The 12,843-nt window shown below is 52.2% G+C and carries 14 protein-coding genes; 3 read left to right on the forward strand and 11 right to left on the reverse strand.

What is annotated here, in order from left to right; genetic code table 11:
* The first annotated feature begins 10 nt into the window (after window positions 1-10).
* On the forward strand, window positions 11-712 hold the full coding sequence (locus PY990_RS01515; protein ID WP_275270102.1) for a TVP38/TMEM64 family protein: 702 nt from the start codon (window positions 11-13) through the stop codon (window positions 710-712).
* Window positions 713-1,388: 676 nt separating this feature from the next.
* Here PY990_RS01515 and PY990_RS01520 read toward each other — a convergent pair.
* The 8 genes from PY990_RS01520 to PY990_RS01555 all read right to left on the reverse strand — a co-directional run bounded on the left by PY990_RS01520 (window position 1,389) and on the right by PY990_RS01555 (window position 8,069).
* Window positions 1,389-1,757 carry an FKBP-type peptidyl-prolyl cis-trans isomerase gene (locus PY990_RS01520; protein WP_008250135.1) on the reverse strand — a complete coding sequence of 123 codons (369 nt, stop codon included), beginning with the start codon at window positions 1,755-1,757 and terminating at the stop codon, window positions 1,389-1,391.
* An 80-nt stretch (window positions 1,758-1,837) separates the two neighbouring features.
* Window positions 1,838-2,281, reverse strand: a complete 444-nt coding sequence (gene cynS / locus PY990_RS01525) for a cyanase (RefSeq protein WP_275270103.1) — start codon at window positions 2,279-2,281, stop codon at window positions 1,838-1,840.
* Window positions 2,278-3,261 carry an ABC transporter ATP-binding protein gene (locus PY990_RS01530; RefSeq protein ID WP_275270104.1) on the reverse strand — a complete coding sequence of 328 codons (984 nt, stop codon included), beginning with the start codon at window positions 3,259-3,261 and terminating at the stop codon, window positions 2,278-2,280. The genes cynS and PY990_RS01530 overlap by 4 nt, the downstream gene beginning before the upstream one ends.
* A gap of 6 nt (window positions 3,262-3,267) precedes the next feature.
* On the reverse strand, window positions 3,268-4,116 hold the full coding sequence (ntrB, locus tag PY990_RS01535; RefSeq protein ID WP_206018565.1) for a nitrate ABC transporter permease: 849 nt from the start codon (window positions 4,114-4,116) through the stop codon (window positions 3,268-3,270).
* A 5-nt stretch (window positions 4,117-4,121) separates the two neighbouring features.
* On the reverse strand, window positions 4,122-5,483 hold the full coding sequence (locus PY990_RS01540) for a CmpA/NrtA family ABC transporter substrate-binding protein (protein WP_275270105.1): 1,362 nt from the start codon (window positions 5,481-5,483) through the stop codon (window positions 4,122-4,124).
* 28 nt (window positions 5,484-5,511) lie between these two features.
* Entirely contained in the window at window positions 5,512-6,192 is a 681-nt protein-coding gene (locus PY990_RS01545; RefSeq protein WP_275270106.1) for a DJ-1/PfpI family protein, read from the reverse strand.
* Between the two features lie 111 nt (window positions 6,193-6,303).
* Window positions 6,304-6,927, reverse strand: a complete 624-nt coding sequence (locus tag PY990_RS01550) for a response regulator (RefSeq protein ID WP_275270107.1) — start codon at window positions 6,925-6,927, stop codon at window positions 6,304-6,306.
* On the reverse strand, window positions 6,924-8,069 hold the full coding sequence (locus PY990_RS01555; protein WP_171097703.1) for a sensor histidine kinase: 1,146 nt from the start codon (window positions 8,067-8,069) through the stop codon (window positions 6,924-6,926). The genes PY990_RS01550 and PY990_RS01555 overlap by 4 nt, the downstream gene beginning before the upstream one ends.
* A 229-nt stretch (window positions 8,070-8,298) precedes the next feature.
* On the opposite strand from PY990_RS01555, the gene PY990_RS01560 reads away from it, so the two are divergent.
* On the forward strand, window positions 8,299-8,862 hold the full coding sequence (locus PY990_RS01560; RefSeq protein WP_275270108.1) for a hypothetical protein: 564 nt from the start codon (window positions 8,299-8,301) through the stop codon (window positions 8,860-8,862).
* 102 nt (window positions 8,863-8,964) lie between these two features.
* Here PY990_RS01560 and PY990_RS01565 read toward each other — a convergent pair whose 3' ends face one another.
* The 3 genes from PY990_RS01565 to PY990_RS01575 all read right to left on the reverse strand — a co-directional run bounded on the left by PY990_RS01565 (window position 8,965) and on the right by PY990_RS01575 (window position 11,949).
* Window positions 8,965-9,669: an NAD(P)H-dependent oxidoreductase gene (locus tag PY990_RS01565; protein ID WP_275270109.1), complete on the reverse strand. Its 705-nt coding sequence runs from the start codon at window positions 9,667-9,669 to the stop codon at window positions 8,965-8,967.
* A 100-nt stretch (window positions 9,670-9,769) separates the two neighbouring features.
* Window positions 9,770-11,119 carry an NADP-specific glutamate dehydrogenase gene (gene gdhA, locus PY990_RS01570; protein WP_275270110.1) on the reverse strand — a complete coding sequence of 450 codons (1,350 nt, stop codon included), beginning with the start codon at window positions 11,117-11,119 and terminating at the stop codon, window positions 9,770-9,772.
* A gap of 176 nt (window positions 11,120-11,295) precedes the next feature.
* Window positions 11,296-11,949, reverse strand: a complete 654-nt coding sequence (locus PY990_RS01575) for a response regulator transcription factor (protein WP_275270111.1) — start codon at window positions 11,947-11,949, stop codon at window positions 11,296-11,298.
* 162 nt (window positions 11,950-12,111) lie between these two features.
* Between PY990_RS01575 and PY990_RS01580 the strand changes: the two genes are divergently transcribed.
* On the forward strand, window positions 12,112-12,777 hold the full coding sequence (locus PY990_RS01580; RefSeq protein ID WP_275270112.1) for a TetR/AcrR family transcriptional regulator: 666 nt from the start codon (window positions 12,112-12,114) through the stop codon (window positions 12,775-12,777).
* Window positions 12,778-12,843 lie beyond the last annotated feature (66 nt).

Here is a 12,843-nt window from a genome sequence, read left to right on the forward strand (position 1 = left end):
GAAGCACCAAATGCCACAGGCTGTTCAACAACACTGGAGGAAAACAGCATTGCTGCTGATTGCAGCAGCGTTGCTCTTCGTGTGGATGAATGCCGATGTATCACTTCAAGACATGCTGGCCGCACAGCGCGAGTTGGCCATGCACTTTGTGGATAACCCCACGTTGGTCACTTTGATTTACTTCGGTGTATTTGTAGTAATTACCGCCTTGTGCCTGCCAGGTGCAGGTGTATTGATGCTGGTGGGTGGGGGCTGCATGGGGTTTGGCCTGTGCATGGTGGTGTCCACCGCCGCATCGGCTTTGGGTGCCCTGCTCACGATGCTGTTTGCGCGGCACTTCTTTCGATCATCCGTTGAGGCCCGCTTCGCCGACAAGCTGGATGAGATCAACAAGGGCATAGAAAAGAACGAAGTAGCCTACCTGCTCAGTCTTCGACTGGCCCCCATCATTCCTTTTGTCGCATTCAATTTGCTGGCTGGCCTGAGCCGTGTAAAGCCGTGGACATTCTTGTGGACATTCTTGTGGACAAGCTTTGTGGGTATGCTGCCCGGCACCATGCTGTATGTAAATGCGGGTAACGAGTTATCCAAAGTAAACCGGCTGGAAGAATTGATTTCACTGGAAGTGGTCATTTCTCTGGCTGCGCTGGCCTTGGTGCCATTCCTGATTCAGTGGGGAACGCGGCAATTTCAGCTGCGCAAGGCGGCTTGAGCCCACTCGGCTTGGGTTCTGATAACGCGTCGATCTTGATTAGCCCACTTGGCTTGGGTTCCTATCTCTCGCCAGAAAACCTGTATATCCCTTTTTGATGTTCACCCTGACTCTCCTCGCTCGGCAAAAGGGCGGGCCGAGACTCGGTGCCGGCCCATGGCCGGCCGTGGCGGGTGAATTCAAACGGGCAGGTTTTGTTGAAGGCGAGGCGATCGAAACACCGCCGCTGATTGGGCGATGAAATCAGCCGTGAGTTGCGTGGAGAGGGAGATTCGCCAGTGCCGATGGAGCTCTGAACACAGCCATGCGTCGCTCGGAGGTGGAGAAGCGCTGCACGGGAGTGCGGGGAGCCGAACTTGCAGATGGGCGCACTCTGCGGGTTCAAGCCAACACGGCAGTGGGATTGCTTGGGGCGCACTTCAAGAAAACCGCCCCGTTTGAATGGATTCGCAGCGGTCGGCTACAAGCCGACGCCGAGACTCGGCCCGCCCTTTTGCCGAGCGAGGTGAGCAAGAATCCATTCAAAAAGGGACTAAGCGGTTTTCTGTGCGGAACAAGTAACCCATGCCGAGTTTGCCAAAAACCGCAGCGGTGACCCTTCAAGTTTTGCTCCCAAGCCCACTAGTCCGCTAGTCCAGTGCGACACAAACAACCCATGCCAAGCGAGCAAAAAACCTCAGCGGATGTCGAACAACTCCACATCAAACACCAAGTCGGTGTTGCCCGGAATCGGACCTGCACCACGCGCGCCATATGCAGTGTCGGATGGGCAGAACACGATTGCCCGATCACCCACCACCATTTCGCACAAAGCCTGGGTCCAGGCTGGAATCACACGGTTCAGCGGAAAAGAGATTTTTTCGTTGCGTTTGATTGAACTATCAAATACGCGACCATCCAGAAAAGTGCCCTCATAGTGCACTTCCACGATTGAATTCGGTGTGGGCTTTTGCGTGCCGGTGCCGCGCTTTTTGAAAGTCAGCTTCACGCCAGAAGGAAGTACGAGTTCGTCGCCAGCGGCGGCGTTGTTGGTTGAATCAGTCACAGCATTACCCCAGGTAAGAATTAAGACAAGCGCTTATTCTAACCCGGGGTGTTCAGCCAGCCGTAAATTCGGCCTTGAAATCAATAGGTTTTGTAGGGCAGGAATTTGCCGCTCATATTGATGCTGACGCGGTCACCCATGGGGTGAGGCTCGCGCTGCAAATCCATTTTGAAGTCGATCGCACTCATGATGCCGTCACCAAACTCTTCATGAATCAGTTCCTTGAAGGTAGTGCCGTACACACTGATCAATTCATAAAAGCGATAAATCAGAGGGTCAGTCGGCACGGCGGTGGGCAGCGACCCCTTGTAAGGCACAACTTGCAGGCAATCCACTGCCTCGGGTGGCAAGGCCAAATACTCGCCAATTTTCTTGGCCTGTTCTTCGGTCAAGGTCATCTGGCCCAGCAATGCCGCTGTGCTCCATTCCTTGGACTGGCCCAGTACTTTGGCACAGTCGTCCCAAGTGCATTTCTTCTTGCGCTTGGCCAATACAATCAATTCGGTGACGTCGGTTCGTTTCATGGTGCACTCCTTTGAATCAAATTTAGTGGGGGTGTTGTCTCGGTGCCAACTTTCGTGTTGCTCAGGGCTTTCAAGCCTGGGCGAACCACCGTGGGTTGTTTGTGCAATTCAGCATTCAATTTGTTGCCATCGGGTTCGGCGCTGGGTACGGGTGCTGCACGGTTCACCAGGAAATCAACCAAATGGTTGCGAATGGCGTAGTACTGCGGGTCGTGATGCACGGTGCTCCGGGTGCGTTCGCGCGGCATGGTGTTTTCAACAATTTCTGCAATGCGCGCGCGCGGGCCGTGGCTCATCAACATCACTTTGTCGGCCAGCAAAATGGCCTCATCCACATCGTGCGTAATCATGAATACGGTTTGCCCTGTGGCCTTCACAATTTGCAGCAACTCGTCTTGAATCGTGCCGCGGGTCAGCGCATCCAGCGCGCCAAAGGGCTCGTCCAGCAACAGCATTTGCGGTTGAATGGCAAACGCACGGGCAATGCCCACCCGCTGTTTCATGCCGCCAGAAAGTTCATGCGGCTTTTTGTTTGCGGCTTTACCCAAACCCACCATATCCAGATACTTCATGGCGTGTTCACTGATTTCCTCCGGCGACTTTTCAGGCCAACGTGAACGCACACCAAACTCCACGTTTTTCAACGCTGTCATCCAAGGCATCAGCGCGTGGCTTTGAAACACCACACCACGGTCAAGCGATGGGCCTACTACTTCTTTGTCGTTCATGATCACGTAGCCCTGTGTGGCTTCATCCAGCCCCGCCAGAATGTTCAGAATGGTGCTTTTGCCGCAACCGGAATGGCCGATGATGCAAACAAACTCACCTTTCTGAATATCGAAGTTCACGGCCTCGAACACAGGTGGAACCGAGGTGTCAGCAGGCGCATAACTTTTTACCAAACCTTCCACTTGCAGGAAGGCGGCAGCTTTTTCATTGGGTATGAGGTCTTTGCTGAATATCTTGTGTTCAGTCGTCATTGTTTTTTACTCCTTGTAGCTGACCAGCTTGGCCATGCGGGCCAGCAGCGTATCGAGCAACATGCCGATCAAACCGATGAACAAAATCGCACTGATGATGTTGGCAATCGACAGGTTGTTCCATTCGTTCCACACGAAGTAACCGATGCCCGTGCCGCCGACCAGCATTTCAGCCGCCACAATCACCAGCCAGGCAATACCAACGGAAATACGCATGCCTGTCATGATGGTGGGCGCCGCTGCCGGCAAAATCACCTGAAATGCGGTGCGCAGTGAACTGACTTCCAAAGTTTTGGCCACGTTCAACCAATCACGCCGAACCCCCGCCACACCAAACGCTGTGTTGACCAACATCGGCCAGATGGAGCAAATGAAAATCACAAAAATAGCCGAGGTGTCGCTGTCTTTGATCGTGTACAGTGCCAGCGGCATCCAGGCCAATGGCGACACCGGTTTCAAAATCTGGATGAAGGGGTCAAGCGCCTTGTACAGCAAAGGCGACATGCCAATAACAAAGCCCAATGGAATCGCCACCAAAGCGGCCAAACCAAAACCCACCAGCACGCGGAAAATGGAATAGCCCAATTGAATGCCGATGCCTTTGTCATTGGTGCCACGATCGTAGAACGGATCACTGATGTGCCCCCACAACTTCTCACCCACATCGCCCGGGGTGGGCAATGGGGTTTTACTGCCCGTGGACGCAGCCTGACCCACCAGTGCTGCATATTCAGGATCTACATTCACCTCGGCTTGCTCGGGCAAGGTGGCAATGGTCCAAATGGCAATCAACACCACCAGGATCAAACCCGACAAAGCCCATGGGGCCCACTTTTGCTTCCTAAAGTCTTTCATGCCGCTTAGCCCTTGGTTCTGGAAATTGCAAAACTGTTGATGTATTCCTCAGGCTTCTTGGGATCGAACGGTTTGCCCATTACACTGAACTTTTTATCCAGCGATGCCGGTGGCTGCATGCCCACTTCTTTCATCAAGCGAGTCGCGTCAGTGGCCAAAAATACATCTTTGGCAATTTTGTTGTAGTCCACATCGCCCTTGATTTGTCCCCAGCGTTTCATCTGGGTCAAAATCCAAATCGCAAAACTTTGGTAAGGGAACGGATCGAAGTCGATGCGCTGCGGGTCTTTCTTGATACCGCCCAAGCCATCTGCATAGGTGCCGGTCAACACCTGTTCAACCACTGTCAATGGCTGGTTCAAGTAATTGGTGGGGGCAATGGCTGCTGCAATTTCCTTGCGGTTCTCGGCTTTGCGTGCGTAGGCCGTGGCATCCAGTACCGCCTTCAACAGGGCTTTGTAACTGTTGGGGTTTTGGGTCACGAATTCCTTGCTGGCTGCAAACGCGCAGCACGGGTGGCCCGACCAAATTTCCTTCGACAAAATGTGAATAAAGCCCACGCCGTCGTACACGGCACGTTGGTTCACAGGGTCGGGCGCCAGGAAGCCGTCAATGTTGTCAGCGCGCATATTGGCCACCATTTCGGGAGGTGGCACGGAACGAATTTGCACATCGCGATCGGGATCAAGGCCAGCCTCGGCCAGGTAGTAGCGCAACAGGTAGTTGTGCATGGAATAGTCAAACGGCACTGCAAACTTGAAACCCTTCCAGTCTTTCGGATTGCGTTTGTCCTTGTGCTTCATGGCCAATGTAATGGCCTGACCATTGATGTTTTCAACAGCGGGCATAGTCCATGGAATGGCGTTCGAGCCTACACCCATGGAGATGGCCAAAGGCATGGGCGACAACATGTGAGCCGCATCGTATTCTTTGGCCAGCGACTTGTCGCGCACCACCGCCCAGCCAGCAGTTTTCACCACTTCAACATCCAAGCCTTGCTTGGCATAGAAACCCAAAGGCTGCGCCATGATGATGGGCGTTGCACAGGTGATTGGAATGAAGCCCACTTTCAGCTTTTGTTTTTCCAAAGGGCCGTTACTTTGGGCAAACGCCTCCTTGGCTGCCGCCAAAGGGAACAGGCTGCCGATGGCTGCCATGGCGGTACCACTGCCCACAGCGCGCAGGAAATTGCGGCGTAACTGGTCGTTGGGAAACAGTGCATGCATCACCGCGTTTTCAACAGCACGCTCTTCCATCTGTTGCACGGCCAGTTGTTGGTCGTGTTCAGCCTGACTGTTGTGTTGGCCACAGGCGCAGCGCATGCCCAGGCGGGTATTGGGATCGAACGGGTTCTTGAAAAAAGACATGGTGAACTCCTATGCAGTGTTGCAACAATCAGGCTGTGGCGCGGTTCAATGCGGGGCGAAAATAATCAATGTCGTGTTGGTATTGCTGGTAGGCCTTGGTGTACTCCATCACACGGGCCACCTCGGCAATAAATTCTTCGTCGTAACCGGCGCGGCGCAACAGGTGAAAACCCACTTCCATGCCGCTTGCGATGCCGCCACCTGTTACGATCCGGCCGGCATCCACCACCCTTGCATGGCTTACCTGGCAGGCTGGTGCTATTTCAGCCAAGCGGTCGATTGGGGTTTTTCCAAGGTGCGAAGCTTCAAGGCGATCGGGTTCTTTGCGGTTGGTGGCAGCCAAGCCATCGAGCAAACCCATGCGAGCGTAAATCCACGAGCCCGTGCACACGCTGGTTAGCAAACAAGTGTTGGGCAGCGCCCGAATGTAGCGGTGCAAGTTGCCATTGTTCATTTCCTGCCGGGTACCAAAACCACCCGGAATCAGAAATGCATCCATTGCAGGTGTGTCAGAAAACGAATAGTTGGGCAACACAGTGAAACCAGCTTGAGTTTGTACTGGCCGCATGCTCTCGGCAATCAGGAACACTTCCAACTCTGGGTCGAAACGTTTGGCAACCGAGAACACCCCATACGGTGCTGCGTAGTCCACCACCTCGGCTTCCTTGAACACATACACACCCAGTCTGAACCCTTGCATTCTGGCCATTCACGTTTCTCCGGCAACACTGCATCAACAGGCTTTCAGTGTGCCGCGGGGGCTGAAGGCTGGGTATCACGCCTTTTGTGATTGTGTTGTAGTGCTGGCCCTACAAGAAAATTACAAGCCATGCAGCTTGGTGTAGTTCACCAGGTCCACCAGGTTTTTCAGTTCCAGCTTTTCAAACACACGCGCGCGATAAGTTGAAACCGTGTTGCCCGACAAGCACAAGGCCTGTGCAATGTGTTGAACTGTTTCGCCCTGCGCCATCAAACGCAGCACCTGCATTTCACGATTGGACAGTCGCTCGTGAGGCAGCCTGTCAGCTGGCTTGCGCAAATCGTTGGCCATCAAGTTGGCTGTAGCAGGGGTTAGGTAGACTTGCCCGGCGCAGGCCATTTGAAGGGCCTGTGTCAACTCCTGGGGCGAGCAACCTTTGTTCAGGTACGCATTGGCACCACTGCGAATGGCACGCAAAGCAAACTGCGCTTCGGGGTACACCGACAACATCACCACGCCCAGTTTCGGAAATTCACTGCGCACGCTTTTCAGTACATCGAAACCATCGCGTTCGCCCAGTGCAACGTCCAGCAACACGGCATCAAAGCTGCCCTTGCGAAGTTTCTGCATAGCCTCTACGCCGTCAGCCGCCTGCTCGCTTTGGTACTGCCCATCAAACTCATCCAGAATTTGAACAAGGCCACGCCGAATAATCATGTGGTCGTCCACAATCAAAATCTTCATAAGGCGAGTACCTCGGGTAGGCGCAGCTTGATGCACACGCCCTGCCCCAAAATTGAATCAATCGAGCAACGCGCACCAATGTCCCAAGCGCGTTCCTCAATCCCCATCAAACCAAAACCGGCATTGAAAGTGCGCACCGCCATGCCACGGCCGTTGTCTTTCACCTGAAATACCACCGCCCGCCCTTCAGTGTGCACGCGCACCTCTACCTTATTGGCGCCCGAGTGCTTGCTGACATTGTTCAGCGCTTCTTGCAAAATTCGGTACAAGGCAGTCTCGGTGGCTTTGCTCAGACGAACATGTTCCAGTGCCGGGGCAATATCGAGTGAACTCACCACATTGGTGCGTTGGGAAAACTCACCCAGCAAATGTTCCACTGCCGCCCAAAGCCCAAGATGATCCAGCACACCCGGACGAAGATCAGAAAGTATTCGCCGCAAACTTTCCATGGCACCCTGGGCCAAGTCCAGCATGCTCTCAATCCTCAGGGTCAGTTTTTCATCGTTTGCACAGCGGTAGGAAAGCGCTTTCAACTCCAGATCGAACGCCGTCAACTTTGCACCCAGGTCGTCGTGCATCTCACGCGCTATTCGGGTGCGCTCTTCTTCTCGAACGGTGGTCAGGTGTGCAGAAAGTCTGCGCATTCGGTCGTGCGCTTTTTGCAATTGTGCAGTACGCTCAACTACCCTACGCTCCAGTTCAACCTGCGCAGCAGCACGAATATTTTGCGCTTCAACCCGTTCGGTGATGTCTGTGAATGTGACCACAGCGCCCACCACTGCTTGTTCTTCGAAAATCGGGTAAGAAGCGTACTCAGCATGAAAACAGCTGCCATCCCTGCGCCACAACACTTCATTGTCAACACGGCAACCCTTGTTTTCCTGAAAGGCGCGAAAGATTTGGCACTGACACACTGGCATCAAATCGTTGTTCGCGTAGGAGTGGTGCATCAGGTAATGCATATTCCTGCCAAGCACTTCATCGGCCGAGTAACCCAACATTTCCGCGCCTGCCTTGTTGATGAAAACGCAACGCCCTTTGAGGTCGATTCCATAGATGCCTTCACCCGTGGAGTCGAGCAACAATTCGAGTTGCCTTCGCCAGGCAGCGTGATGAGAAAGTTTGGAAAGATGCTTGAACACGGCAGTGCACCTGAAGTTGAATCAACATCAAACTAGCAAGAGCAATGCCAATAAAATTCAAAAAGTTTTTGAAAATTTGCACGCGAGTGGTGCGAAAAAAAAACGACAAAATTTATTGAAATTTACACACAAACGGGTTGTTGATCATGTATTGATGAAAAAAGCTTTTCAGTTAATAAAATTTGATGTACACATAACTCACCACACCGTTTAAGGAAGGTTACAAAACATGGTTACAACAGATCAAAAGCCAGTCGAAGCCGAGGCAAGCAAAGCAACCCCAGCTCCAAAAAAACCAGCAGCAAAAAAACCTGCTGCTAAAAAACCAGCCGCTGCAAAACCAGCAGCAGCGAAAAAACCAGCAGCAGCAAAACCCGCTGCCGCGAAAAAACCAGCTGCTGCTAAACCAGCCGCTGCGAAGAAACCCGCCGCCAAACCAGCTGCTGCCAAAAAGCCTGCCGCTGCCAAACCAGCAGCAGCCAAAAAACCTGCCGCCAAAAAGGCAGCAGCAAAACCTGCAGCGAAAAAGCCAGCAACATCACGCGCCAAGGCAGCCACTGCCAGCGTAGCGAATGCTGCAGCCAAAGCGAAGAAAACTGTGGCCAAAGCAAAGCCAGCCGCCAAGGCCAAGGCCGCCGCAGCCAAGTCAGTGTTCAGCGCAACTGATCGCAAGAAATTGTTGAGCGATGTTCAGAAGCAGATCAAGGACCTTGAGAAACAAGTCAAGGGCATGGTCAAGTCAGTTCAAACTGACGTGATCGCCAAGATCAAAAAGCAACTGGGCATGAAGTAATCCAGAAATAGCAAAAACAATAAGACCGCTACACGACCTTTCGTACGAAAGGTCTTCTGTAGACTTGATTGAAACCCGTTGTGCGAGAGCACTGCGGGTTTTTTATTTACCAAGTGGATTCATTTGCGGATCGAAATTGTCGAGACTGGGATATGACACCTTCGGGCGTGAAGCCAGTGTGTTCACTGCAACATCCAGCTGCTCAAGCATTTCAACACGGGCTTCTTGTGTGATGTAAGGCACATGGTAAGCGGCAAAGGGTTCCAGCACATCAAAGCCGGCATAGCCCAAACTGCCGCGCAACACAGGGCGCAACATGGTATTCAAATCACCGTGAATGGCGTCATCGCCAAACATGTGATCACGCCCACCCAGTGTGAAAGTAAGCCAGGCCTGTTTGCCCTTCATCAAACCACGGTCGTAGAAATTTCGACCACCGTAAACAGCGCCCGACAAAAAGACACGGTCGATCCAGCCCTTCAAAATTGCAGGCAAAGAAAACCAGTACAGCGGAAAATTCAGCACCAGCAAGTCGCACTGCTTCAGCAACTCTAGTTCGGAGGCAATGTCTGCGGGCAATGAATTGGTTTTCTGTGCATGCCGCTGCTCCAGCGCATACACCAGGTAATCCGGGTTGCTACGCTCAGCAAAGTCGGCAGCACTGGCTACGGGGTTGAATTGCTTGGCGTACAAATCTGACACGGTCACCGTGTGGCCCTGCTCCTCAAAACGGTTTTGCATGCGCTTCATCATTGCGGTGCAAAATGATTGGGGTTCGGGGTGTGCATGCACAATCAGAACGTTCATGGTGTTGGCTTCTTTTCAGGAAAATGATCAGCCATGCTACCAAAAGAAAAGGGGCCGCCAGTCAATTGGCAACCCCTTTTCAGCGCAAACCCCCTGGCTTTTAAATGACGCCGTAAGCCAACATCGCATCCGCCACCTTCACAAAGCCACCCACATTGGCGCCCTTGAGGTAATCAATGTGGCCGTCTTCTTCCGCGCCATACTTCACGCATCGCTTGTGGATGTCGCTCATGATGGTTCGCAAGCGCTGATTCAACTCATCGCGAGACCACGACAAGCGCATGCTGTTCTGGGTCATCTCCAAACCAGACACCGCAACCCCACCCGCATTGGCCGCCTTGGATGGCGCAAACAAAATACGCGCCTTCTGGAACACATCAATTGCCCCTTTTTCAGAAGGCATGTTCGCGCCTTCAGATACACCCATGCAACCATTCTTGATCAACATGGCAGCTTCTTCGGCATTGATTTCATTTTGCGTCGCACATGGAAAAGCAAGATCGCAGGGTATGTGCCACGGACGTTTGCCAGCAACAAACTCCGCATTCGGATATTGGTTCAAGTACTCGCTGATGCGGGCCCGCTTCACTTCTTTCAGCTCTTTGATGTGCGCCAGCTTCTCCATCGTAATGCCGTCTTTGTCATGGAGCGTTCCCGATGAATCGGACATGGTGATCACTTTGCCGCCCAGCGCCAGAATTTTCTCGACTGCATATTGCGCCACGTTGCCAGAGCCACTGACTGAACACACCTTGCCCTCAAACTTCAAACCCTTGTGGCTCAACATGTCTTCCATGAAATAGACCACACCGTAGCCAGTTGCCTCTACTCGGATTTCACTGCCCCCAAAGGCCAACCCCTTGCCAGTGAGCACACCAGTGAATTCATTACGGATTCTTTTATATTGGCCAAACATGTAAGAAATCTCGCGCCCCCCAACGCCGATGTCGCCGGCTGGCACATCGGTGAAGGGACCAATGTGGCGGGAAAGTTCGGTCATGAAAGCCTGGCAAAAACGCATGATCTCGCGATCGCTTTTGCCTTTGGGATTGAAGTCTGAGCCACCCTTGCCGCCACCCATGGGCAAGCCTGTCAGGCTGTTCTTGAAAGTTTGCTCAAAAGCGAGGAATTTCAAAATGCTTTGGGTCACGTTGTCGTGAAATCGAATACCCCCTTTATAAGGGCCAATCGCATTGCTGTGTTGAACCCGGTAGCCACGTTGAGTGCGCACATTGCCCTGATCGTCTTCCCAACACACCCGGAAACTGACGATTCGATCGGGCTCGGTCAGTCGCTGCAGAATTTGAGCAGCCTCGTACTTCGGATTTTTTGCAACAAAAGGAATGATGTGTTGTGCAACTTCATGCACTGCCTGGTGAAACTCTGGTTCGCCGGGATTTCTGCGAATCAGTCCATTCATGAACTCTTCTAATTCTGGCGAGCTGCTCATCTCTTATTCTCCTATGGAAGGACGACGTTGGACTGCGTGTAAGCAGTTTACCGAATCGCCTGAGATAGAGCACTCTGGATTTCTGTGGATATCCCCAAAAAGTGGGCACAACCTAGGGGATAGCATGTGGACAAGTAGTCCAAGCTATTCATTACATAAGGAATTAGATGGACTGACTAATTATTGTGCAAGCTCGGTTCTGGCAGGCTGTGTTTTTGGATCTGGGTGTGCCGGTAAATGATCGAAGCCTCCATCCGGTTCTTGGCTTTCAGGCGTTCCAGAATGTCTTTCACATGCCCCTTCACAGTTTCCACGCTGATCTTCAGTAGCACGGCAATTTCCTTGTTGCTATGCCCGGCCCCAATCAATTCAAGCACCTCGACTTGTTTGTGGGTGAGCGCTTTTGACAAAGTCGGCATTTGCAACAATTCAATATTGGCTTGGCTCAAACCGACACGAATCAGGTCGATCATTTTTGCAAAGGGTGTGAATTTTGAAAATGCAATAAACCGTTCAAGCTGATGACGCTTTAACTGCCCCATCACTTTCTCGTCGTTTGCAGTAATCAGTACCGGAATTTCGGGGAACAGCGTTTCAAACAGGCCAATAAAAGTCTCGGCTTGGACATCGCGCAAATGAAAGTCTGTGATGATCAACGCAGGAAACTCTTCAATGGCATGCCGTGCGGCTTCCTTCAAGGTGGAAAACTGGCGAATGCGGGCGTGGGGTGCCACATCCTTCACCATTTCGACCAAGCCGAAACTGACGATGGGATGATCATCAATTACAAACACCACTTGCCGTTCCAGACCTTCCAGTTTTTTAGCCACCGCGCTTCTCACAGAAACAATTCACCATGATTTAACTTTAATTGACGAAGCCACCTACCCGTGCCGGAAATAAACTCGGTAAATCGACTCAAATCAGTGTTTCAAACGGCAGAAGGAAAAAACCATTGACATTGTGTCAACCATTCAACTAAGATCCATTTCATGAACTATGTCATCGAACGTCGCGAAGAAGAAAAGGAACGCCGCCGGGAAGAAATTCTCGACGCAGCTGAACTTGTTTTTTCTGAAAAGGGCTTTGACGCAGCCACCATGGATCAAGTTGCACGAAAAGCGAGGGTTTCACGTGCACTGGTATATGTGTACTTCAAAGACAAGGCAGCCTTGCATTTGGCAATTTGCCTGCGGGGTTTGCGAATACTGCGTGAAATGTTCGAAGCCGCACGAAACCAGCATGCCACTGGTGATCACCAAATTCGGGCAATTGGTCAGGCTTATATGCAGTTTTCAGAAGAGTACCCAACGCATTTCGCCGCCATGTCAAGGTTTGAAGCCTCTCACCATGAAATTGCGCTGGACGATCCCTGCTCGGCAACACTGGAAATGATTCAGGCCGGGCAACAGGTTCATGAACAAACCGTGTTGGCTCTCGCCAAAGGCATGGCAGATAAAACCTTGCGGGACGACCTAGACAATTTGATGCAAATTTCGATCACCTTGTGGGGCTTCACACACGGCACTATTCAGCTGGCGCAAACCAAGGCCAACTTCATGACCACCATGGGCATCAGCAAAGAATCTTTCATGAACCAGGCTGTGGAGCTGGTCATGCAATCCCTGATCAACCGCAATGGCGGAGGCAAAAAATGATCAAGCAAAGTCGAACAGGCGCCCGCAATAGGGGCGCTTTTTTTTACATTTTATTTGACAGTCGTC

The organism is Limnobacter olei (genome assembly GCF_029087225.1).
In the GTDB taxonomy this organism is placed as follows: domain Bacteria; phylum Pseudomonadota; class Gammaproteobacteria; order Burkholderiales; family Burkholderiaceae_B; genus Limnobacter; species Limnobacter olei.